The organism is Pseudidiomarina terrestris (assembly GCF_030466375.1).
Taxonomy (GTDB): Bacteria; Pseudomonadota; Gammaproteobacteria; order Enterobacterales; family Alteromonadaceae; genus Pseudidiomarina; species Pseudidiomarina terrestris.
Window position 1 is genome coordinate 32149 of sequence record NZ_JAGGJE010000004.1, and the last position, 23073, is coordinate 55221.

The 23073-nt window shown below is 49.2% G+C and carries 18 protein-coding genes and 1 other RNA gene; 5 read left to right on the forward strand and 14 right to left on the reverse strand.

The genetic code is table 11. The features are described from left to right. Window positions 1-8: 8 nt before the first annotated feature. From J6J28_RS09725 to J6J28_RS09750, 6 genes are all read right to left on the reverse strand, one after another. The gene (locus tag J6J28_RS09725; protein WP_301721407.1) at window positions 9-1205 is read right to left on the reverse strand and encodes an NRAMP family divalent metal transporter; all 1197 of its coding nucleotides are present in this window, start codon (window positions 1203-1205) and stop codon (window positions 9-11) included. Further along, window positions 1190-3364, reverse strand: a complete 2175-nt coding sequence (locus tag J6J28_RS09730; RefSeq protein WP_335342739.1) for a putative bifunctional diguanylate cyclase/phosphodiesterase — start codon at window positions 3362-3364, stop codon at window positions 1190-1192. The genes J6J28_RS09725 and J6J28_RS09730 overlap by 16 nt, the downstream gene beginning before the upstream one ends. Window positions 3365-3801: 437 nt before the next feature. Then, window positions 3802-4956 (reverse strand): phospholipase D-like domain-containing protein, encoded by a 1155-nt coding sequence (locus J6J28_RS09735; protein ID WP_301721409.1) that lies wholly within the window; start codon window positions 4954-4956, stop codon window positions 3802-3804. A 263-nt stretch (window positions 4957-5219) separates the two neighbouring features. Further along, window positions 5220-5735, reverse strand: a complete 516-nt coding sequence (locus J6J28_RS09740) for a hypothetical protein (protein WP_301721410.1) — start codon at window positions 5733-5735, stop codon at window positions 5220-5222. A gap of 99 nt (window positions 5736-5834) precedes the next feature. After that, window positions 5835-6464: a hypothetical protein gene (locus J6J28_RS09745; RefSeq protein WP_301721412.1), complete on the reverse strand. Its 630-nt coding sequence runs from the start codon at window positions 6462-6464 to the stop codon at window positions 5835-5837. Between the two features lie 67 nt (window positions 6465-6531). After that, complete coding sequence (locus J6J28_RS09750) at window positions 6532-9003, reverse strand: DEAD/DEAH box helicase (RefSeq protein ID WP_301721413.1); 2472 nt, start codon at window positions 9001-9003, stop codon at window positions 6532-6534. Window positions 9004-9354: 351 nt separating this feature from the next. Between J6J28_RS09750 and J6J28_RS09755 the strand changes: the two genes are divergently transcribed. Both J6J28_RS09755 and J6J28_RS12755 read left to right on the forward strand, forming a co-directional pair. Beyond that, window positions 9355-10508 (forward strand): IS3 family transposase gene (locus J6J28_RS09755; RefSeq protein WP_301721414.1). Its coding sequence is split into 2 segments (ribosomal slippage): window positions 9355-9604 and window positions 9604-10508, totalling 1155 coding nucleotides; the frame shifts between segments, so codons are not numbered across the junction. Between the two features lie 27 nt (window positions 10509-10535). Further along, on the forward strand, window positions 10536-10877 hold the full coding sequence (locus tag J6J28_RS12755; RefSeq protein WP_418055179.1) for an AAA family ATPase: 342 nt from the start codon (window positions 10536-10538) through the stop codon (window positions 10875-10877). Window positions 10878-11042: 165 nt separating this feature from the next. On the opposite strand, the gene gcvP is transcribed toward J6J28_RS12755, so the two are convergent. The 3 genes from gcvP to gcvT all read right to left on the reverse strand — a co-directional run bounded on the left by gcvP (window position 11043) and on the right by gcvT (window position 15528). Beyond that, window positions 11043-13928 (reverse strand): aminomethyl-transferring glycine dehydrogenase, encoded by a 2886-nt coding sequence (gene gcvP, locus J6J28_RS09760; RefSeq protein WP_301721415.1) that lies wholly within the window; start codon window positions 13926-13928, stop codon window positions 11043-11045. A gap of 94 nt (window positions 13929-14022) precedes the next feature. Continuing rightward, window positions 14023-14412: a glycine cleavage system protein GcvH gene (gene gcvH, locus J6J28_RS09765; protein ID WP_301721416.1), complete on the reverse strand. Its 390-nt coding sequence runs from the start codon at window positions 14410-14412 to the stop codon at window positions 14023-14025. 36 nt (window positions 14413-14448) lie between these two features. After that, window positions 14449-15528 (reverse strand): glycine cleavage system aminomethyltransferase GcvT, encoded by a 1080-nt coding sequence (gene gcvT / locus J6J28_RS09770; RefSeq protein ID WP_301721417.1) that lies wholly within the window; start codon window positions 15526-15528, stop codon window positions 14449-14451. 147 nt (window positions 15529-15675) lie between these two features. On the opposite strand from gcvT, the gene J6J28_RS09775 reads away from it, so the two are divergent. Beyond that, window positions 15676-16545: a LysR family transcriptional regulator gene (locus tag J6J28_RS09775; protein WP_301721418.1), complete on the forward strand. Its 870-nt coding sequence runs from the start codon at window positions 15676-15678 to the stop codon at window positions 16543-16545. Here J6J28_RS09775 and J6J28_RS09780 read toward each other — a convergent pair. From J6J28_RS09780 to J6J28_RS09795, 4 genes are read right to left on the reverse strand one after another with little or no spacing between them, the layout of a single operon-like run. Further along, window positions 16526-17665, reverse strand: coding sequence for an FAD-dependent oxidoreductase (locus J6J28_RS09780; RefSeq protein WP_301721419.1), 1140 nt, complete (start codon window positions 17663-17665; stop codon window positions 16526-16528). The genes J6J28_RS09775 and J6J28_RS09780 overlap by 20 nt on opposite strands. After that, window positions 17662-18882 carry a 2-octaprenyl-6-methoxyphenyl hydroxylase gene (gene ubiH, locus J6J28_RS09785; protein WP_301721421.1) on the reverse strand — a complete coding sequence of 407 codons (1221 nt, stop codon included), beginning with the start codon at window positions 18880-18882 and terminating at the stop codon, window positions 17662-17664. Before ubiH ends, J6J28_RS09780 begins: the two co-directional genes overlap by 4 nt. Beyond that, the gene (pepP, locus tag J6J28_RS09790) at window positions 18864-20189 is read right to left on the reverse strand and encodes a Xaa-Pro aminopeptidase (RefSeq protein WP_301721422.1); all 1326 of its coding nucleotides are present in this window, start codon (window positions 20187-20189) and stop codon (window positions 18864-18866) included. Before pepP ends, ubiH begins: the two co-directional genes overlap by 19 nt. A gap of 2 nt (window positions 20190-20191) precedes the next feature. Continuing rightward, the gene (locus tag J6J28_RS09795; protein WP_301721423.1) at window positions 20192-20794 is read right to left on the reverse strand and encodes a UPF0149 family protein; all 603 of its coding nucleotides are present in this window, start codon (window positions 20792-20794) and stop codon (window positions 20192-20194) included. A gap of 130 nt (window positions 20795-20924) precedes the next feature. Between J6J28_RS09795 and J6J28_RS09800 the strand changes: the two genes are divergently transcribed. Together J6J28_RS09800 and ssrS are read left to right on the forward strand one after the other, a co-directional pair. After that, on the forward strand, window positions 20925-21233 hold the full coding sequence (locus J6J28_RS09800; RefSeq protein WP_301721424.1) for a cell division protein ZapA: 309 nt from the start codon (window positions 20925-20927) through the stop codon (window positions 21231-21233). 13 nt (window positions 21234-21246) lie between these two features. Next, a non-coding RNA gene (gene ssrS / locus J6J28_RS09805) (6S RNA) lies at window positions 21247-21429 on the forward strand. A gap of 36 nt (window positions 21430-21465) precedes the next feature. Here ssrS and J6J28_RS09810 read toward each other — a convergent pair. Beyond that, complete coding sequence (locus tag J6J28_RS09810; protein ID WP_301721426.1) at window positions 21466-23022, reverse strand: amidohydrolase family protein; 1557 nt, start codon at window positions 23020-23022, stop codon at window positions 21466-21468. Window positions 23023-23073 lie beyond the last annotated feature (51 nt).

Below are 23073 nucleotides of genomic sequence, written 5' to 3' on the forward strand. Positions count from 1 at the left end.
ACCACTGCCTAGCCCAGCACCAACCAGACCAGATAGACCAGGCTAAAACCACATAAATACGTGAGTCCTAGCCAGGCCCAAATATGTAACCCCATCGCCATCCGTTGCTTGCGCACCAGAGTGTAGTTTAACCAGGCAAAGAATGGCGTGGTTAAAAATGCCAGAGTCATGGCAAAACTCAGCATGGGCCCCAACGCGCTCTGAAAGTAAAGAATCACTAACATACCGGCAATGGCCTGACCGATAATCCATAAGCGCAGGCTGCTTCTGCGGCGGCTAATGAGGCGATAGCTTTCACGCAGTGTACGGGCGTAGCCATCAAGCACCGCCAGTGTCGTACCGAACATGCACAAGAAGGCGATGCCCCCTACAAAATACTCTGACCAGTCACCAATGGTGGCGCTGTACATGGATACAAACTGCTCAGCAAAGGTCACCCCGGCCATAGCTATCGGCTGCGCAGCACCAAATTGCACCAGCGCTCCTAAGGCTAAGAATAGTAATGCCAAGATCACCGTCGCCCAATAACCAAGGTTAAAGTCGAACAAGCCATCGCGAAGTGTTAACACGGTGAGTTTTTGCTTGCTGCGCAGCCACAACGAATTAATTGCCGATAGCTCAATGGGAACCGGCATCCACCCCATCATTGCCACCAGAAACGCTAGCGCAGAAAGCTTCCAGGGGGATGGCGGCACAAAATCTGCGGGCGGCGGCACATGATTGAGCCAGGCCATCACCACCGCAACGACGGTAGCAAGCGTCAGTGCCACCATAATCCACTTGGAGATCAGATCTAGGCTGCGGTATTGGCCGCCGAGCAGCACGATAAGGCACGCAAAAAGAATCAGCCAACATAACAGACTGAGGCTGAGTCCCGGCACAAACAACTGCAGCAAGCTGGCGGTAAGCAGCAGCACGCCGGCCGTATTGACAACCGCGGCAATGACATTGAGAACAGCAAAGCCCCAGAGGTACAGACGGTGTTTACGGTAGTAACCGCTTACTAAGCTTTCGTTATGACTGAGGGTGTAAGAGACCCCGAACCGGAAGAACGGGTACTTCAGAATATTGACCAAGGCCACCAGCCACCACAGCTGCCAACCAAATAATGCACCGGCCTGAGTTGAGGCGACTAAATGAGATGCGCCCACCGCTGCGGCAGCAAGAATAATACCAGGACCAAGTGTTTTTAAGGATGGAGCCATTGTTTTTCAAATTCTTCCGGTGACATAGGACGGGCAAAGTAAAAGCCTTGACCCTGTTCGCAGCCTAGCTTTTGTAGCAGCATGGCCTGCTCTTCGGTTTCGATGCCCTCAGCAATCGTTGTCAGTCCTAAGGTTTTTGCCATAACAAGAATGGTATTAACCAGCGTTTTACTCTGCTCGTCAAGCGTCATTGCATGCACAAACGAAATATCTATTTTTAAAATATCAACATCGAACAACTGCAGATAGGCAAGAGATGAGTACCCCGTACCAAAGTCATCAATCGCTAACTCAAAGCCATACTCACGCAGTCGTTTGGTCACTGCAAGTGCTTGTCTGGGATCAATCATCAGGTCACTTTCGGTGATCTCCAGAATGATAGAGCTGGCCGGTAAATCGCCACAAATACGGACAAATTCGTCGACCATGTCAGCGGACGCAAATTGTTGCGCGCCTACATTAACCGAGACCGGTGGAACCTGTTGGTAACGCGTTTGCCAATCCTCAATAAGGGCGCAGGTTTTCTTTAAGACCTGCCAGCCCAGTTCGGGCAGAACCCCTTGCTTTCGGGCAATGGCGATAAAGGTATCCGGAGGTACCGTCCCCAACTCATCGTCGAACCAGCGACACAAGACCTCAGCACCAAGACACTGCTTCGAGTTGAGGTCGATTTGTGGTTGCAAGTGCACGGTAAGTTCCTGGTTTTGTAGCGCACGAAGGAAACGTTCGGTCTGACGACGCTCCAGACTCACCTTCTGTTCTAAATCTGTATCGAACGTGCAATAGCTCAGGTCATTTTGCTTGGCTTCATACATCGCGATACTCGCCTGCTGCAGCAACTCAGAGCCGGACTGCGCAGTTTGTGAAAACGCCCCGCTGACTTTAAAGTTGAGTAGTAGCTGATGGTCGTGAACCGCTATCGGATCAGCGAAAAGCTGTGTCAGGTGGTCCGCCAGTTGCAAAAAGTCGCCAATACCCGCGCTGTAATTTGCACTGACCACCACAAACTCATTGCCGGTAATCCGAGCCAGGAAGGCTGACTGATCAAATTTACGCAGCTCCGCTTGTAGTTGCCTGGCGATAACACGCAACAGCGTATCCCCGGTCTGTAAGCCAAAACGCTGATTGATGGCGCGAAAACCACGAATATCGAGAAGGACGAGTAACAGATCTGGCGCCGATGTTTGTTCATATTCCCGTTGCAAAAAGTCCAGTAGCGCCGGGCGATTGGGCAATCCCGTCAATTCATCACTAAAGGCGATTTCGGCAATTCGCTGCTGCTGCAAATGCTGCTCAGTAATATCCCGCAGGAAGCCCTCAAAATGGGTGATATCGCCGTTGTCTGAACGTACTCCCTTACCTTGCTCCCAGACCCACCGCACCGCGCCATCTGCGCGGATGATCCGATAATTAACCTGAAAGTAGGAGTCGCTGGCCACTGCCAACCTTATTGCCCGGTCCAGCTCATCACGATCCTGTGGGTGAATCAGATCAGCATAGGCGATTTCGTTATTATTGAGTAACTGCTCAGACTGATAGCCGGTGACCTCGTACACGCCCCGACTCATCATTTCCATAGTCCAGTAGCGGTCATTTTTGCAGCGGTAGGCCATGCCGGGCAAGCTATCCATCAGCGTCAGCAGCTGTCGCTGGCTTTCTTTAAGGTGGTTGGTGAAGCGCATTTGCGCCAGCTCAGCAGCTGCCTGAGAGGCGGCGACCTGCAACAGCGCCAACACATCTGTTGAATACTGCATTGGCGCGTCATTAAGAATCGCCAGCAAGCCCAGTTTGGTGCCCTCAACCGTCAGCATGGGCACGCCGATGTAGCTTTCTGCGCCAAGCGTCTGCAGCATCTCATCATCAGGAAAGCTTTGACATACACCTTCATTAAAGATGCAGGAGTCGGAATTTAAAACGCTCTCACAGGGCGAGCCCTGCAGGTCATAGCTTCCTGATGTCTGATGACAACCGCCCGAGAAAAACGAGATAATGTGGGCCCGTTTGGGATCGTGATCAAAAACCTCAGACACCATGACATGGTCAGCACTAAGCAACTCACTGAGCAGTCTCGTGAGATTTTCTATAAATTTGAGTTCACTTTGCGCACGAAGGTTTTCCGCCAGCAGGTGAAATGCTTTTTCCAGGTTGACCCGATGGATGGCTTTTCTCCCCCAACCATTTGAATTAACTTTTTATTTTCATAAATACTTAGCATAGATATGTTCATGAAAAGGTCAATAAAAAAAAGGGACTCAAATGAGTCCCTTTTTGTTCGTGTGAGCTTTTAGTTATTCTTATGAAATAACTCTTATAATCACTCCACAGGAATCAGGGTACTGTGGAGACAGCGCATTTTGAATAAGTCGTTTAAAGTACATAGCGATTACGTACGCACAAAAAGCGAGTCAAATCTGGGTAGAATCGAAGTGAAGTACGCGGTTCACTCACTACTAAATCAATTTGCTGATATAAACTATCGATTTCTAACATTAATTGAGTTAGTTGCTACCTGATCTAACAATGGCATCAGAAAAACTTAGTAACTGTCAGATCAGATCTGGGGTTATAAACGCAAAAGAAACTATAAATTTAATTATCAATGCTCTTCAATTTTCTCCAAAATTAACACCCTCAACATACCTCTCAGTTTATCGTTAAAGGACTCTACGAAGTCGTCTTCTCGAACCGAAATTTCATCTTTGACTTCAGCAACAACATCTTCATACAAGCACTGGAGGTCTTCAGGAGTAGGCTCGAACAATCCCTCTGCTCTCTCGTCAAACCGACTTTCAATAGCGAGTTCTGGAATCGTATATCCAGCTTGATACTCCTCTATTTCAGCCTCTACAAAGCTGTCCAAACTATCGTATAACTCGTCTGAGGGACTGTCATCGGCTTGTAAACTAACGTGTTCTAAATAAGAAGCAAATTTTTCTGAATATAAATTTTTGTAATAACTAAGGTCAGGGTCACCTTCGAAAAAACTTTTGTCTACAGAAAGGTTTTGAAAAATACCATCGACTAACTTTTCCGGATCTATAGACCTAGATAATACTGGCCCGCAAACTTGCCCATAAGAATACCTTTTTAACGAATTTTCAAAGGCTATATCACAAATATGATTTAACGCACTTTTATCAGGGTTCTGTGGGATGTATATAGGCGTTATATCTGGATATTTCTTCTTCATAAAATTCCACATGAGGTCAGCGACATTTTCCCCCCCCGAGTCACTTTCACAAAGCAACTCATCGTAACTGGGATAACGTCCGCGATCGATTTCCCGATCTGGAGAGTCTGAGCTTAACGAAAAATTCGCTGACCCGTACACTATATGGTCATCTCTCTGTAAAAATTTAATATGTGATAGATTTTGAATTAAGACTTCCAATGTACCGCCGGTTTCACGCTGGTCATTTATTTCAACTAACCTTTCAATAACAGCCCTAATTTCTCTAGGCTTGGAGTCTCTTGTAAAGCTAAAGACCAGTCTTACCTCACCTGTACACTCATCTATCGAGTCTTCGACAATTTTGGCAAATCCTTTGCTCACCGTATAAGTGAACATTGTCATTTTTTTGCATGGCACTACATCGAAGATCCCAGACATTGATAAATTACTAGGCTTCAAGAAAACTTCAGTACCGAGTGAGTTGATTTTTTTAGATATAAATTCCAGTTCTTCCACGAGGGCTTTATCCGCCTCTCCCGCCATTTGTGCGTTCAAATGTCTAAAAAAAGAAGTTCCCATAAATTCCCTTTTACTATATTCACCAAATTACAAATTAAATAAAAACAGCTAACCCAGTGAGAGAGAGAGAGCAATACACAGCTTTCACCAGCCGTATTTAGGTCCGGAACGAAAGTATTTCCAGCAAAGTAAGTCTTCCCCTCTCCCCAATCACCATCAAGAACTAACGATGAATCGCTCAGGAGACGTCTGATCTGCTGAGAGATATCACCCGCTTTTGTTTCGTCTGAAATCAACTTTTTTCCTTAATGATAAAGGGCTCGTTAAGCGCTAAAGAAATCATAAAAGCCCACAAGTGCAGCCACGATAAAGACCCATCCAAGAATTTGGAACAGCTGAGAAAATCGTGGTTGAGTGAAAATAAACCCCGTCATTTTATTCTTTTGAGATAAGATTTGTTCGTGATACCAAATCGGAGCCAAAGCATAAAGAAGCATATACGATGTAAGCACCAATCCCAAAGCGAGTGAGCCCCACTCGCCTATCAAGGCAACATATACTGTCAGGCCAAGGCTCCAACCTACAAGGCTCCCTGAACAACTAAGATAAATTGCTTCCACTATACCTGAAAAGCTTTTAACAAACGTTCTGAAATAGGACCTTCTTTCATAGCTTGAAGCTGCTAAGAACCCGGTAACAAGTAGGTAGGCATAAAGAAAAAACACGAAGCTATTTCTAGCTAGCTTTTCCTCCTGAAGCAGTTCGAATTTAACAACGCCAAACTTAGCCAAAATAGTAAATGAAGCAACCACTAATAACGTAACTATGAATGACCACACATTATCCTCCTTGATCTCCAATCATTAGCACAGAAAACCTCCTAGCTGATTTATATCAACTAAACGGCTACAGCAATTCCGTTTTCATGATCCCTATACTTATTTGACGTTGACCGAAAGATTTTTCCATTGATCATTCTCTACGAGGGTGGAAGCATAAATTTTTATTCTTGAGCAGCCTTTAATTCCCTTTAGTAATTGCTTTATTTCTGATACTACTGACTTGGGCAACCAAGGACTCAGACTTATCTGGCTTATTGTATTTTTTGGAATGGCAACACGTAGACCATTTTGGATGGAGCGCTTTGGGCCACTAAACAACCGAAGTTCGCATTCATCTCTATAGGGGTAACGCTTTAAAAAAGGCAGATCTTCTCTCTGTATCAATGCCCCTCGCATTTCCTTTATGGTTTTGTACTGAACTGGGCCGACAGTTAAATCATCAATTTTTTCGACTTCTGAAACAAACTTCTCGCGGTCAAAAACTATACAAACCCCACTCGTACCTGATGAAAAGATCTTCCAGTGATGGTAGGTTTCCGGGGCTTCTGTTAGACACAACGCATATACATCTTCTAAGCCACAAAGCTTCGAATACTTTTCTAGATAGTAGGAATCATTTCTATCGTCCCAAGTTCTGGGGCTTGGCAAAAAAAGCTCTCCTGTCGCTAAGAAGTCTATTAAAAAAGGAAGTTCGGTATACCGTCTTAAAAAATTAGATGCTCCCATGCCCCCTCCTCTTTTAAGTAAGCTGTCAACACCCTAAATCTAAGTTCGAATGCTAGTTTTAAATACCTCACGCTTTTACAGGAACGGAAAAGGCATTGATGAAAGTATCAGCTTTCAATTCAAATTGGTTCAACCGTTTGATTACCTCAGACATGCTCCCACTGACGTCAGGATTAACAAGTTGCTTGCTTAAAGCTCTAAGGTTGGTTCGAAGCTTTTCTAACCCCGCTGGGTCAATAACTCGCATGCTATTCACAAGACTAGCCCCTTGTCCGAGTTCGCGATTAGGATGAATAATAATAGGAATCACTGACGAAGCTGGATACCGCTTCTCAAACCAACCAATTGATTGCCCAAGTTGACCTGCATCTCTCTTTGAAATGCCATTCGATGAGGTCACTCCATTTTTGCATTCAATCACGAGGAATGAGCTATCTGGCAATGCCCATAGGTTATCAGGCCCTTCTTTATAATCTTTTTCTGGCCTCTGCCCCTTTATACCCAAAAACCATGCAAGGGAATTAATAGCAGCCTCAAAAATGTCAGAAGTCTCAGGCTTGAACTGTAAGTCGGCGCACAATTCGTCTGCAAAAAGTTGCATTTGAGTTGCATCCAAAAAACGACTTTGATGATTACTTATTAAAGCCGACGCTTGTTGCCCTATTGCCGGTCCAATCGTTTTATAAGTCACGCCATGCATGGGCTTGGTGATACTTGGCTCCATCCGGTGTGCAACAATTAGCGTTTTTTGCGCTCCATCGGCATCGATAGCATGTTGAAAAACTGCCTTTTTAGACAAAAGCCAAGCTTTAATATGGTCATCAGATGCCTCGTCGATCACCTTATCGATAACGCTAAGGGCAGCCTGATGCTGGTTCATTCTTGCGCTATCAAAAGCTGAACGAAGGGCTAGCTTCCCCGCGTCAAAACGTAACTCGTCATCAGACTCTAAGTTTAATAGAACCTTCTTGCTGATTTTTATCCAATTGGGATCACGGTTTAAGCATTGTAAAATCACATCTTCAATTTCTTTAAGGCCAGTAGCACCAAGTTTCCTTGCTATTTTTCTAGACAGTTCCAGTTGAGCTCTGGTAGAGGGCGTCAACATTGATTGCCCTTCAGGCGCTCGCAGTCGACTAGTAAGTTTAGGGCCCAATAGAAGTACTACACAGTAGTCTTCGTTTGACCTCACTCCACGACCCATGCCCTGCTCTATTCGCTCTATTTGCCTCCGCAAATTTAGGCTCGTGCCACTTAATACCTCACTATCAACTAAGTCAGAGTAGGAGTTAACTTCTGGCAAATCAGCCACGACAAGCACCCGGCAGGCGTCTCGAGGTAAGTCAATACCGTCATAACGATTAACTAGTATAGTAAGACCGACATGCCCTTCACGCAGCTTCTTAACCCCTTCGGCAACAGCGTCTCCAATTAATACTTGATCAGCTTTTTCTTCCCAAATCCTTACCGCTGCCTTCGATGGCACTATAACAACAATATTTACTCTTTCAGAAAGCTCTGAAAGCAAATCTCTTATCTCAATAGTTGTAATGTCCGCATTCAATTCTTGTGGCATAAGAATCATACGTTCGCCCATTGATTGGGACGAGGATGGTACTATTGGAGAGCTAAGATCATCATGATTAGCCCCAAAATGGGTAACAATCACACTATCATCTGCTAGGGTAGCGGTCATGTAAATCCGACGCTTAGCGCGACGGAAGGATTGAATTAGGTCACTCGCAGGGAAATAGGGTTCGATTTCTAAGTACTGTCCGCCAATCACGCATCGGCATTGTGCGAGCAGCTCACTTAGTAAAGGGTAGACAAATTCAAGTTCACTATCACTTCGATGTTCATGTAATATTTTTAAAATTTCAGAGTGATGTACATGCCATGACCAAAAAGGTACTTCCATGTGTGCACGGGGGTCGCTCGCTTCGAGGTCGAGAAAGCGTGCCTCGTTATAACCCTTAAGATCTTCAGCAAGAGTACTAAATATCTCTTGGTATGCTTCGTGTGTGTTAGGAAGACTAATTCGAAATTGCTCAGTAATCGTTGAAACACATGCGTGCGCGTCGTCGATAACTACTGTGCCGATGTCAATTTTACTATTACCAACTCCGAAAACCGACTTACCATTGAAAAGTTTAAAGACGTTGATAACGCAAATTTTCTCTCCGGCAAGATAATCTGGATCTCTTGGATTATCGGTGACTTCAATGCCAAGACTTTTCGCTTCTTGCATAACCTGTTGAGAAAGTTGTTTATCCGGCGAGACGTATAGGGCTGGTCCTTTACTCTCATTTAATGAGCTTTGCAGGTGCAGAAGACCTATTAATGTTTTTCCACTACCTACGTTTAACTTAATTATGCTGTCTCGTTCATTCCTTCTTTCGAACCACTGGTTCATGACCTCGGTTTGGATATCTCTTGGAAACGAAAAGCTTGGTCCCCGATTGAGAGTAAAGAAAATGTCACGCGGATGAAGTACTACCTCATCGTCATCATCAAGTAAGTCAGAAAAATCAATAGGCATACGTCTCATCCCTCTGAACTTTTAAGTTCCTTCAAAGCTTCCGATCAGGCATCATCAAAATCGGAAACGACCCGTCATATAAATACAAACAGTTCTCAATTCACTGTTAGCTGTCGGTTGACTCAACTGATACTCTGCCAGACCCTGCCATAAGCAGCAACTGTTCTTCCTCAGTAAGCTGATTAGCCGCAGCTTTACCAAAATATACCCATCTCTCGATCATCTCATCAACCGTCTTGGGCAGTTTTTCCAAAGCAGCCTCGGCAGCGGCAATCAAATCATCTGGTAAGGCCTGAGATTTTCCGACACCTTTTATGGTAAAAATGTAACTATGACCATAAGAGGTAAATCATGGGTAAAGGTATCCGATATTCGGACGAGTTTAAACAAGAAGCGGTGAATCAAGTCGCAGTGCATGGCTACAATGTCAATGATGTTGCTGAACGGCTCGGTATAAGCACTAAAACGCTGTATGGATGGCTCAAGAAGTTTTCCAAGCCAACAAAAGCGCGTGAAGAAGAGCAAGACTTACGCGCCGAAAATGCACGATTAAAGCGTGAGCTAAAGCGCATTGAGCAAGAGCGGAATATATTAAAGGAAGCCGCGGTGTTCTTTGCCGGCGAGTCAAAGAACGGTACCGGTTCATAAAATCTCGTAGTTCACGTTATCCCGTGAGAGTTTTGTGCCGAACGTTAGACGTTCACCCCAGTGGCTATTATGACTGGTTTAAATCGCCAGTCAGCAAGCGAGAGCGTGAAGACCAACAACTCGCGCAAAAAATTAAGCAGTTTTGGATAGAGAGCGGTGGTTTTCATGGCTACCGCAATATCTATATGGACTTTCGTGATGCTAACCAATATTGCGGTCGCGATCGGATCTTACGCTTAATGCAAAAAGAAGGCGTTCGTGCGCAGCGGGGTTATAACACGCCACGCGGCTATTACGGCGGCAAGACCGATATTGTTGCCGACAACGAGTTCAATCGTGAGTTTAACGTCGAACACCCTAATCAACGGTGGGTGACGGACATCACTTACATCAAAACGCATGAAGGCTTTCTTTTTCTGGCGGTCGTCATGGACTTATTTGCACGTAATATCGTCGGTTGGTCGATGAGCGACCGAATGACTGAAGACTTGGCTATGCAAGCCATTACAGCCGCTTATTGGCGACGAAAACCGCAGCAGCAAGTCAGATTGCACTCAGACCAGGGCTCTCAGTATTCCAGTCGGCAGTTCAGAAAGTTACTCGATGCATACAATATTAAACCCAGTATGAGTCGACGTGGTAACTGTCATGATAATGCGGTCGCTGAGAGCTTCTTCAGCAATTTAAAGAAGGAAAAAATACGCCGTCGTATCTATCCAAACCGGGCTGAAGCCAAGCAGGCCGTGTTTCATTATATTGAGATGGTTCACAATCCAACTCGACGTCATACAAAAAATGAAAGAGTGTCGCCAAACAACTTTGAGCGTGAATATTTTAAACGGGTAGAAGGTGTCTAGAAAAATCAGGCCTTACCAGTTTTATCTATTCAAAAGAATGATATTAGAAATGAATATGATGGTTACTGGCAGGTAATTAGAGATGCACATTCAGATATGATTTGCAGCGCAATACTGCCAAATGCAATGAGAAATATTTTGGAGCACTTCTTCTCCTTTGTGCACAAAAAAGACAAACTGACAAATTTAGGCGACGAACACCACAACTTTAGACCGCTACTACGTTATATCAGCCGAGGTTCACATTCTGACATGGTTAACCTAACAGACTTTGGTGATATAGATGTTCGACAATTTTTAAATATCTTCAAGGAAGTATTTATTCAAGCTGATTATGAAGAGCATTACAAAAGAATGATGAAAAAGTGAAATACGCGTTGCTTAAGTTATTCATTTCTTTCAGAGGATAACTCGGTAGAGCAAATGAAGAAGCCCGCACAAGGCGGGCTTCAATTTTAAACGGCTTATTTACGGTAAACGACTTATTTATTCCCATTAAACGACTTATTTCATGGAAATATTTAGTGAGCTTGCTTAGCGATAGCTCTCAACTGCCGGGCAGCTGCACATCAGGTTACGGTCACCGTAGACGTCATCGATACGATTGACGCTTGGCCAGAATTTATTGGCCGCTACTGCTGGTACAGGGTACACGGCAGTAAAGCGATCGTAAGGGCGATCCCAGTCGTTATCGGTGATATCCGCCAGGGTGTGCGGCGCATGGTGCAACGGGTTGTTGTCCTGCGGCCATTCGCCCTCTTCCACTTTACGAACTTCATTGCGAATGCAAATCATAGCTTCAATGAAGCGATCAAGTTCAAACTTGGACTCGGATTCCGTTGGCTCTACCATCAAGGTTCCCGCGACCGGGAAGCTCATGGTGGGCGAGTGGAAACCGTAATCCTGCAGACGCTTCGCAATGTCCATCTCAGTCACATCACAGCTGTCTTTGAGCTGACGTAAGTCGATAATGCACTCGTGCGCAACACGGTCGTTGCGGCCTTTGTACAGGATTGGGTAGTGTCCACTGAGTTTCTTGGCCACGTAGTTGGCATTTAAAATGGCAACTTCGGTCGCTTCGCGCAAACCGCGTGAGCCCATCATGACAATGTACATCCACGAAATCGGCAGAATACTCGCGCTACCAAAAGGTGCCGCTGACACCGCGCCGTTGTCCAGGTTAGTACCATGAATAGGCACGACTGAGTGGTTCGGCAGGAATGGTGCCAGGTGCTTCTTGACACCGATAGGACCCATACCTGGGCCACCGCCGCCGTGCGGAATACAGAAGGTTTTATGCAAGTTCAGGTGCGATACATCTGCGCCAACGTAACCCGGTGAGGTGACGCCGACCTGCGCATTCATGTTGGCGCCGTCGAGGTAAACCTGGCCACCGTGTTCATGTACGATGTCACAGATGGTGCGGATACCTTCTTCGTAAACACCGTGGGTTGACGGGTAGGTCACCATGATGCACGACAGCTGGTCGCCTGCTTCTGCTGCTTTTTCCTTCAGATCGTTCAGATCAACGTTACCGTTCTTGTCACAGTCGACCACCACAACCTTCATACCCATCATCTGTGCAGATGCCGGATTGGTGCCGTGCGCTGAACTTGGGATCAGGCAGATATCGCGATGCGACTCACCGCGGCTCTCGTGGTACTTATGAATAGCCAACAAGCCGGCATATTCACCCTGAGCACCCGAGTTCGGCTGCATCGACATTGCATCGTAACCGGTAATATCGATCAACCAGTTCGACAGGGTTTGCAGCAACTCATAATAGCCGGATGCCTGGTTTTCCGGGCAAAACGGGTGTAACTGACCAAACTCTGGCCAGGTGACCGGGATCATTTCTGCGGTGGCGTTCAGCTTCATGGTGCATGAACCCAGCGAGATCATGCTGTGGTTCAGGCTCAGGTCTTTATTCTCAAGCTTTTTGATGTAGCGCAGCATCTCGGTTTCAGAGTGGTGCGTATTAAAGACTTCATGGCTCAGGATTTCGCTTTGACGCCGCAATTCTGCTGGAATCGAGTGACTATCGCCAGCACCTGCACGCGCGTCCAGAGTATCGATTTCAAGGCCATGCTCATCACCAAACAGAGCATTAAACAGAGTCTCAACATCAGCGCGGGTCTTGGCTTCATCCAGACTCACACCAAATTGATTATTCCCATCCACGCGCAGGTTGAAGCCATGCTCGACGGCACGGTTGATAATGTCTTGCTCGTTGCCCTCAAGCTTAAAGGTCAGGGTGTCGAACCACTGTGAGTTGACGACTTCAACGCCTTTATCCTGCAGACCAAGGGCGACGATGTCCGTTAAGCGGTGGATACGCTCGGCGATGGTACGCAGGCCTTGTGGACCATGGTAGACGGCATAAAATGACGCCATATTCGCCAGCAGCACCTGTGCGGTACAGATGTTCGAATTAGCTTTCTCACGACGGATATGCTGTTCGCGGGTCTGCATCGCCATCCGCAGGGCCAGATTGCCACGGCTATCTTTGGATACACCAATAATACGGCCTGGCAGTGAGCGCTTAAATTTGTCCCGCGTCGCAAAAAAGGCAGCGTGTGGTCCGCCGTAGCCCATAGGTACACCGAAACGCTGTGCCGAGCCAAATACCATGTCGGCGCCCATCTCACCCGGCGACTTCAGCATGACCAGGCTCATAATGTCCGCCGCCACTGCGACGATGCCTTTGTTGGCCTGGATGTCTGCAATTAATTGCTCGATGTTATGCAACTGACCGAAGCGGTCAGGGTACTGCAATAACGCACCAAACACATCGTGTTCCGTGGCTTCACGGGCAGGCGCGATGATCACTTCAAAACCGAACATTTCCGCACGGGTTTTCAGTACGTCGATGGTTTGTGGGTAGACGTTATCGGCAACGAAGAAGGCATTGGATTTATTTTTGCTTACCCGCTTTGCCATCGCCATGGCTTCGGCAGCAGCAGTTGCTTCATCCAGCAAGGAGGCACTGGCCAGCTCAAGACCGGTCAGATCCATGGTCATCTGCTGGAAGTTCAGAATGGCTTCCAAACGTCCCTGTGCAATCTCTGGCTGATAAGGGGTGTAGGCTGTGTACCAACCCGGGTTTTCCAGAACATTTCGTAAAATGACATTCGGCACCAGTGTGTCGTAGTAGCCCATACCAATGTAAGAGGTCAGCACCTTGTTCTTACTGGCAATGGTTTTTAACTTGGCTAGCGCTTCACGTTCAGAAAGGGGCTCACCGACTTGTAAGAACGGGTCACGCAAAATTGCGCCAGGCACCGTATCCTTGGTAAGTGCTTCGAGTGAATCAGCACCGAGTTCGGCAAGCATTTCGGCTTGCTCATCAGCACTTGGTCCAATGTGACGACCAATAAATTCACCATGATTTTCTAACTGCTTAAGCGTTGCTGTGGTCATTTACTTCTTGTCCCTTTATTGGGGTTGATTCAGGGGAGCAGGAAACACAAAACCCCGGTGCATTGAACCGGGGTTTGTGCATTCCATTGCCTAATTACTCTTCGTCGATAACTGCTTGATAACCTTCGGCATCAAGCAAGCTTTCTACTTCAGTTGGGTCTTCGGCTTTTATCTTAAACAACCAACCATCACCATATGGATCACTATTCACGGTTTCTGGCGAGTCTTCGAGCTCTTCGTTGACTGCAGTAATTTCACCGGCAATAGGTGCATAGATATCTGATGCTGCTTTCACAGACTCTGCTACAGCAATGTCATCACCAGCGGCAACGGTATCGCCAACTTCTGGCAGCTCGACAAAAACCATGTCGCCTAACAGATCTTGTGCGTGTTCACTGATACCTACGGTGAAAATGCCATCGCCATCATTGCGAACCCATTCGTGAGTGGCTGCGTACTTTAATTCTTTAGGGATTGAGCTCATGTTCTGATCCTCAGGTTAGTTGTTCTGTTTAGCGTTTTAGACAAGGCTTTTGCCGTTGCGAACGAAGCTAGGTTTTACCACGCTAACTGTAACGAATTTTTTGCGCATTTCCACTTCTGCGGTTTCACCCACTGAAGACGGTACCCGCGCCATAGCGATGGAGAAGCCAAGGGTCGGTGAGAAGGTGCCCGAAGTAATCATGCCTTCGCCGCCATCAACGACAACTTTTTGACCGTGGCGCAGTACGCCTTTCTCGCGCATCACCAGGCCGACAAGCTTATCGTGACCTTCCGCCTTCTGTTTTTCCAAGGCGTTGCGACCGATAAAATCGCGATCTTGCGGTTCAAAGGCAACACTCCAGCCCATGTTTGCTTCTAACGGGGTGGTGTCCTCGTCCATATCCTGGCCATAAAGGTTCATGCCAGCTTCCAGACGCAAGGTATCACGCGCACCCAAGCCACAAGGTTGTACGCCAACGTGCAGCAGATCATTCCAGACTTTCTCAGCAACGTGTTCAGGCAGAACGATTTCGTAGCCTGCTTCACCGGTATAGCCGGTGGTCGCAATAAACAAGTCGCCAACCTGTACCGACATGAATGGTTTAATACCTTCAACCTTGCTGAAGGCTTCATCACCCAGTACCAGCTTAAGTTTCTCCGCTGCTTTGGGTCCCTGCAGGGCGATCATTGCAAATTGCGGTTGCTCAGCGATCTCGACGTTAAAATCTTTCGCGACACTTTCGATCCAGCCTAAGTCACGTTCGCGCGTGGCAGAGTTCACCACTAAGCGGTACGACTCATCCGTGAAGTAATACACGATCAAGTCATCGATAACGCCGCCTTTGCTATTGAGCATGCTGTTGTACTGGGCTTTGCCTGGTACGGTCAGCTTGGCAACATCGTTGGCCAACATATGGCGTAAGAATGCTTTGGCTTCGCAACCCAGCACATCTACGATGGTCATGTGGGATACATCAAACACACCGGAATCCTTGCGCACTGCGTTGTGTTCTTCAATTTGAGAACCATAATTCAGCGGCATGTCCCAACCGTGAAAGTCGACCATCTTTGCGCCGGCTTTCACATGCGCATCATATAAAGGGGTACGATTTGCCATGGCGTCGTCGTCCTGTTGTTTTGCTTAAAGTGCCGCAATTATAAAACCCATCGGCGCTCGCAACAAATTAATATTCCTTATGCTATTATAATATTTGCTTATACAAACCTGATAACTATTGTCTTTGTTAATAATTTAGGTGTTTTCGTGCAGCAATTGCCCTTAGATAGCTTACGCGCTTTCATCAGCGTCTATGAATTACAAAGCTTTACTGCCGCCGGTCAGCAACTGGGGCGGTCACAACCGGCCATCAGTTTGCAACTGCAGCGGCTGGAAGACATGCTCGGGGTAAGACTCTACGCCCGCACCGGTGGCCGCATTCAACTGACCCCGGCCGGCGCCGAACTCATGGATGCCGCCCGCGCAATGCTGAACCTCAACGATCAAATCATCGCGCGCTTAACTGAGCCTGAGTTAAGTGGCCGGGTGCGGCTAGGTATAACCAGTGAATTTGCCAGTAAGTTATTACCCCAAGTGCTCGGCCAGTTTGCCCACGGCTACCCTAATGTCGCACTGGAAGTCACCTCAGCTTTAAGCAAACAACTGATCGCCAAAGCCGATGATTTTGATGTCATCATTGCGCTGACTGAGCAAGGCGGCAAGGATGCGGCGCAACTGGTCAATCCGGTGCAATGGCTGGAACTGCGGCAGGAGCCTCTGGTTTGGGTGGGTAACCAGGACGCTCACCTGCTCCCTTCACCGTTGCCGCTGGTACTGGCGCCCGATGGCTGTATTTACCGGCGCCGGGCATTGCGTGGCCTGCGCCAGGCTGGGATCGCATCACGGATCACCTACACCAACACCGATTTTAGTGGCTTAACCGCGGCCATTGAGAGTGGTCTGGGCATTACCGTACTCGCGCAAAGCACAGTCCCTGCGCATCTGGAAGCTCTACAGCGGGTGGCAGATAATGTGGTGTTACCGGAATTGGGTGAGGTCGGGGTGATGTTATCAACCCGCGCCGCGGAAAATTCTGCGGCGCAGCAACTGGGGCAATTTATCCTAAAGCGGATTTGATCAGTTTGCGTTTCAGCGGTGCTAGCCGATCGGCCAGGCGCAAACCCAAACCACGCACCAACTTCGCGACCGGCGAGGCAGTACCAAAGCCACGCTTAAAGCTTTCCATGGTGGCTATCATCTGCACCGCGGCAACTTTGCGTTGGCGCTCCCATTGCCGCAAGTCTGCGCTGCCAAATTCACTTGCCGTTACCGCTAATAAAGCGTGAACATCGCCAAAACCAAGGTTGGCGCCCTGCCCGGCCAAGGGATGAATACTGTGTGCGGCGTCACCGATGAGCAACAACCGTTGCTGCAGCCAGCGCTTGGCATATTGCATACGCAGCGGGAAGTAACCTCGTTGTGACACCAGTTCAAGCTGACCCAGACATTGATCACTCACCCGCTGCAGTTGCTTGATAAAGTCGTTATCATCGAGCTGCTGCAGTTGCCGGGCAAGCTCACTATCAGCCGACCAAACCAGAGAAACGTGATGCGGATCTGCTAATGGCAGCCAGGCCACCGGACCACTGGGTAGGAACACCTGGCGGGCACAGCCGTTATGGGGTTCGCTACACCGGATCACAGCAACACAACCTTGTTGCTGATAGTCCCAAAATGTTAACGGCAATCCTGCGGCTTGTCGCAGTGGCGATTTAACACCATCGGCAGCCAATAAATAATCGCCGCGCAGGCGCTGCCCGCCGGCTTCAACCCAGACTTCAGTAGCGCTCAAACCGTGGTCCTGGACCGCGGTTTCCGGCATGAGCTCAACGCCAGCATCGACTGCCGCTTGCCACAGGTGCGTCTCCAGCACCCGGTTTTCGACAATCGCGCCCAAATCGGCCTGGTTGACCTCGTTGGCGGCAAACGCGATGCGACCGAAACTGTCCTGGTCCCAGACCTCCATCGCGGTGTAGGGGCCAAGTCGATCTGCAGGCAGCTGTTGCCAGACCCCTAACTCGGTTAATAAAGCCCGACTATGATGAGCGATGGCGCTGACACGCAGCTCAAGCTCGTCGCTGTAGGTCGGTGCTTTGCCTTGTTCAATGAGGGTCACGCGGTGGCCTTGCTGACGCAACCCTAAAGCGCTGGCCAGGCCAATCATGCCGCCGCCAACCACGATAAAGCGTTGACTCATCTGCGTTCTCCTTTGGCCAGGTGGCTCAGCCCCATGGTTTGCCGGGCAAAACTATTGCGAACCAGTGGTAGTGCATCAAGGCCCAGCAGGGCAAGGTTACGTAGCTTGTTCATGGGCCAGTGGTGATTGGAAAAGCCGCGCACCAACAGATCCGTAAGCCCAATGATTTGCCGATAGTCCTCTTTGCGCTGCTGCCAGTAATCTGCAAGCGTCGCGTAAGCGCCCGGGTCAGCTGCGCGCGCCAGCTGATCGCTAAGTGAAATGGCATCGCGCACACCAAGATTAAAGCCCTGTCCCGCAATGGGATGGAGCGTATGTGAGGCATTGCCAATGATGACCGCGCGATGGGCAACACTGCGCTCGGCCAGATGCAGTTGCAGTGGAAACTGCAAGCGCTCGCCGATACCGACCAGGCGCCCGGCACGATAGCCAAACACCTCCTGCAAGTCGCGCAGAAAATCTGCATCGCTTAACGCCAGAGTTTTATCTGCCTCGTCGGCAGCCACTGACCACACTAATGAGGCTTGCCGGTTTGGCAAGGGTAAAAGTGCCACTGGCCCGGTTTCGGTGAAGCGTTCATAGGCCCAACCCTTGAGGGACTCAGCCAGCTCGACCGTGGCAATAATCCCCACTTGCTGGTAGTCGGTCACCTGCATGGTAATGCCCAGCGCCTGACGCACAAACGAACGTTGCCCGTCGGCACCAATCAGCAACTGACAGCGTAGCTGTTCGCCCTCGCCCTCTCCCTTGCCCGCGGCATCAACCACGGGAGCAACGGTCACTTGCGCGCTGTCACTGTGCTGCGCAACCGCGGTCACTTGAGTGCCACCGCGCCAGAGCACATTAGGTAAATCGGCCAGATGCTGATAAAGCGCGCGATTCAACGCGGCTGCTGGTACCACCTGACCCAGAGCTGTCACACCCTCATCTTCGGCATGCAAGCGGGTCGCGCCAAGATAGCCGCGATCGCTGACATGAATATGCTTAATCGCTTCACTTTCTGCCGCCAGATCCGGCCAGATCCCATGTTGCTGCAACAGCTCCACAGTTGCCGCAGCGAGCGCAATCGTGCGCTTATCGTCGACCGGCCCATCGGCATTAGGTTCGACAATACAAATACTGAGATCAGAGCGCCGCCGCGCCAGCAATAGCGCGGTTAAGGAGCCCACCAGGCCCCCGCCAGCGATAATAATCGAAGTTAGTTTGTCTGCATCCACGCTTCAATCTCTGCTACAGTCTTGGGCACATCCGCGGTCATATTTTCATAACCCGACTCTGTAATAATCACATCATCTTCGATACGAATACCCATGCCTCGCCATTTGTCTTCCACATCATCGGCATCAGCAGGAATATAAATCCCCGGCTCGACGGTCAGCACCATGCCAGGTTTTAACGCCGTCAGCTGCTCGCCTTTTTGATAGTCACCAACATCATGTACGTCTAATCCTAACCAATGGCCCAAGCCATGAATGAAAAATCGACGATAACTCCCCTGTTCCATGTGCGCAGTGACTTCGCCCTGCAAGATACCCAGCTCGACCAGGCCTTTGGTAATTTCTTTCGCGGCCGCCTGCTGGGCGCGTGGCAAGTGACTGCCTGGCTTTAAGGTGGCAAACGCTGCCTCTTGTGCGCGCAGGACAACCTCGTACAACTGCCGCTGGGTAGCGCTGAACTTACCGTTAACCGGGAAGGTGCGGGTGATATCGGCAGCGTAGCCCTGATACTCAGCTCCGGCATCGATCAGTAATAAATCACCGTCGCGTAATTGGTCCTGATTTTCGGTGTAATGCAAAATGCAGGCATTGTCACCACTGCCACAAATGGTGCCATAGGCAGGGGCACTGGCTCCATGAAAAGCGAATTCATGATGAAGTTCGGCGGCGACCTGATATTCGTAACGACCGGGAGCAGCGAAACGCATGGCGCGTTTATGTGCAGCCACGGTGATGCGTGCAGCTTCACGCATGATATCCAGTTCTGCCGGCGACTTCTGTAGGCGCCATTCATGCAGCCAGGGGCTTAAGTCAGCATACGCGCGGGGCGCCTGCTGGCCCTTTTTTTTGCTTTGCCGGAGTTCAGCACTAAGGTCCTGCACGTGCGCCAGCCACTCGGTTTTCTCGTGGTCAATCAGCACGGTGTGCACGCCATCAAGCAGCGGCAACAGATGATCATCTAGCTCATCAATGGCATGCGCAACATCAACGCCCAGTTCCGCCACTGCAAGTGCGACACCCAGTCGCCGCCCATGCCAGACTTCCTGGTGCGGATCCGATGGCTGGCAGTACAACTGCACTGGCATTTCACTATCAGGCGCCAGCACCAGTACGGCACCCGGCTCGTTGAAGCCCGTTAAGTAGAAAAAGTCACTGTCCTGACGAAACGGGAATTCCGTGTCGCGGCTGCGGGTCGTCAGCTCAGCACTAGGGACAATTGCGATAGCAGAGTGAGTTTCAGCAGCCAGGCGTTTTAACAGGCGCGCCCGGCGCTCAGCAAATTCAGACTGGGGAATCGTTAAGCTCATAATTAATGCAGCGTCTTGTTCGTTTTGCAGCCATTTCCGCCGTTTTGCCCAAGCTCATTGAAACAAAGCATTGCGGAGATCCTTAAGTATTCCATGATTTCAAAGTAGGCCCGCTCGGCTTCCTCGTCATCATCGACAGCGATATCCAATTTGGCAATTTCAACCATATCGTCGATGGCTTCACGCAAGTCGGCTGACAATCCGGCCAGGTTGGTTTGATTCACCCCAAAGCCTACCAGGAACGACTGCACCCAGGCCGTCAGCGCCTGCAAGCGTTCATGCAGCGGTTCATGGTCACCGGGCAGCAACAGCTGAAAGCCCAGATCAGGGTCGCGCAGACTGGCACCTAACTCAGCAGCCATCAGACTGAGACGCTCGCGTACTTCCGGAGGAAACGACTGCCCTTCATTGATCAGATCACTGAGCAGCAGTAACCACTCATCCCCCTCGAGGCTGGCACCGCCAGCCACCATGCCGGTCAGCAAGCCGTGAATTTCAGCCGCGCTGGATAACAGCCCGTGGCGTTCGAAGAATTCAGTAAGGCGGTCATAGGCTTGAGAGCTTGTCTCAAGTTCCGCCGGTTGATCAGAAGTTGAATCAGTCATGCAGGTCTATCTCTTGCTTTTTGATAACTTGCATCCTACCACTGTGCTTCCTTTCAGGCTAGCTGACAAAGCCCCTCAAGACATGGCATAATGCGCGCAAATGCACTATCAACCAGCAAGGAACCTTGGTATGAGTCAGCGCACCATGGACATCAATTTGATGGAGCGTCACTACAAAGTGAATTGTCCTGAAGGACAAGAGGTTGCGTTGCAGCAAGCGGCAGACAAGTTAAATCAAAAGCTTGAGCATATTAAACAAGCGACACGCCTTACTCATCCTGAGCAAATCGCAGTGATGGCGGCGTTAAATTTGTGCCACGAAAGCGCGCAACTTGAACTCTCGCAGCGTCAGCGCATCCAAGAGCTGGAAGAGAAAATTAAATTACTGCAGGAAACCCTGGAGCAAGTGACCGCAGAGCAGCGGCCAGGGCGCAAGTAAGACAAAGAGTTATGATCGCCTGGGATGTTCGCCAGCACGCTAATGTCCCTGAGCCGATGTCATCAGTAAAGGGGCTCACTGACCGGCTATTGTGCAAGCTCGACCTGTATCGAGAAGCCTACGGCCGCGAATTTGCGCCCCGCCTTGAACCAGTGGGTTCAAGGGCCAAGGCACGCAGCGGCATTCCGGGTGATCACCCCTTTTCATAGACGACGAAAGTGAACGGCGAAAGCTATTCTGCTTTCGCCTTTTCAACAATTTTACGTACGTCTGCTAATAACTCCTGCGCATCGTAAACGATACCGTCTTTAATGGTGTATCGGACACCCTCAGTACGCATCGGTTGGTTATTTTCATTAAGTTTAAAATGACCTGTGCCGTAAAGTACTTTGAAGTTCGCTAATGGGTTTTCCGCTACGACCACTAAATCGGCTTTTTTGCCCGGTACCACACTACCAATCTCATGCTCTAGACCAAGCGCTTCAGCACCGTTTAAGGTCGCTGCCTGAATCACTTCCAGCGCATTGAATCCTGCTTCGCGCAGCAATTCAAACTCACGAATTAAACCAAAGCCGTAAATCTTGTAGATATAGCCAGCGTCAGAGCCGGTCGTAATGCGGCCACCTTTATTTTTAAAGTCGTTTAAGAACGCCATCCACTTCTGGTAATTTTTGCGCCATGCGACTTCTTCATCGGTGGTCCAGTCAAACCAGTAGGAGCCATGTGCGTAACGGCTTGGTTCGAAGAAATCCCACAACTGCGGCAAGGTGTAATCGTCATGCCAAATCGCTTGCCGCTCGCGCATCAGGTCACGACTTGCTTCGTAAATGGTCAGCGTCGGGTTAATGGTGAAATCAAGCGCGATCAGTTCGTCACGAACCTGGTTCCACTTGTCACTGCCTGGTTCGGCAGCTTGCTGCCATAACTTGCCCGCTTCGGCAAAACGGTCCTGCTCGTTGTTGTAGTTATAATCTGCCGGGTAATCCTGAATCACCTGGCCGGTGAACATGGCTTCTGGCAGACCGTACCAGTGCTCCATGCTACCCAGTCCCATCCGCGCCGAATCCACCACGTTGGTACGCACCACATTGAGCTGAGCATGGTGCATCATAGTGCCTAAGCCTTGCTTGTCGGCTTCATCTAAAGCTGCGGCAATGATTTCGGGCCGTGCGCCAAAAAATTTAATGCCTGCTGCGCCTTCGCGCTTGGTTGCTCGCACCCAGTCACGCGCCTGTGCCGCGTTAAAAATCGGTTCGTCGGCATTCATACCGAAACCTAAGTAGGGAATAATGCGTGGCGAAACAATTTTATTTTCCTCTGCTTGTTCCTGATGCCACAAGGTCCAGTCCAAGCCGTTAAAACTGCCCGGCTCGCGCACGGTGGTAATGCCATGAGCAAGCCACAGCTTCAATACGTACTCGGCGGGAATGCCTTCCGCAGAACCACCGATGTGCCCGTGCATGTCAACAAATCCAGGCAGCACGTAATGACCGGTTAAGTCCATTTCTTTATCGCCATCACGCAGTTGCGGACGGTTATCAGGTAAAATCGGAACACCAGGGTTACCGACACTGACGACGTTGGTGATGCGGTCATTCTCAATCACGATATCGACCGGCCCTTGCGGCGGTGCGCCTTCACCATTAATGACGGTCACGCCCCGTAAAATAAGACGTTGATAAGGTCCTTCGCCTTGCTCACCGCGTGGCGGCGCTTTCGGCGGAGCCGCAAATACCTGTGTGCTCAGCGCCAGGCCGAGCATTGCCATAGTCAGTAGCCGTTTAATCATGATATAAAGTGCCTTCTTCAATAGAAAACGCATGCATAACGATGCGTTATA

What these genes read in the sequence shown, in the direction of transcription:
- J6J28_RS09725 (WP_301721407.1), bottom strand. Translation starts at nt 1,205, where the DNA reads ATGGCTCCATCCTTAAAAACACTTGGTCCTGGTATTATTCTTGCTGCC.
- J6J28_RS09735 (WP_301721409.1), bottom strand. Translation starts at nt 4,956, where the DNA reads ATGGGAACTTCTTTTTTTAGACATTTGAACGCACAAATGGCGGGAGAG.
- J6J28_RS09745 (WP_301721412.1), bottom strand. Translation starts at nt 6,464, where the DNA reads ATGGGAGCATCTAATTTTTTAAGACGGTATACCGAACTTCCTTTTTTA.
- J6J28_RS09750 (WP_301721413.1), bottom strand. Translation starts at nt 9,003, where the DNA reads ATGCCTATTGATTTTTCTGACTTACTTGATGATGACGATGAGGTAGTA.
- gcvP (WP_301721415.1), bottom strand. Translation starts at nt 13,928, where the DNA reads ATGACCACAGCAACGCTTAAGCAGTTAGAAAATCATGGTGAATTTATT.
- gcvH (WP_301721416.1), bottom strand. Translation starts at nt 14,412, where the DNA reads ATGAGCTCAATCCCTAAAGAATTAAAGTACGCAGCCACTCACGAATGG.
- gcvT (WP_301721417.1), bottom strand. Translation starts at nt 15,528, where the DNA reads ATGGCAAATCGTACCCCTTTATATGATGCGCATGTGAAAGCCGGCGCA.
- J6J28_RS09780 (WP_301721419.1), bottom strand. Translation starts at nt 17,665, where the DNA reads ATGAGTCAACGCTTTATCGTGGTTGGCGGCGGCATGATTGGCCTGGCC.
- pepP (WP_301721422.1), bottom strand. Translation starts at nt 20,189, where the DNA reads ATGAGCTTAACGATTCCCCAGTCTGAATTTGCTGAGCGCCGGGCGCGC.
- J6J28_RS09795 (WP_301721423.1), bottom strand. Translation starts at nt 20,794, where the DNA reads ATGACTGATTCAACTTCTGATCAACCGGCGGAACTTGAGACAAGCTCT.
- J6J28_RS09800 (WP_301721424.1), top strand. Translation starts at nt 20,925, where the DNA reads ATGAGTCAGCGCACCATGGACATCAATTTGATGGAGCGTCACTACAAA.
- J6J28_RS09810 (WP_301721426.1), bottom strand. Translation starts at nt 23,022, where the DNA reads ATGATTAAACGGCTACTGACTATGGCAATGCTCGGCCTGGCGCTGAGC.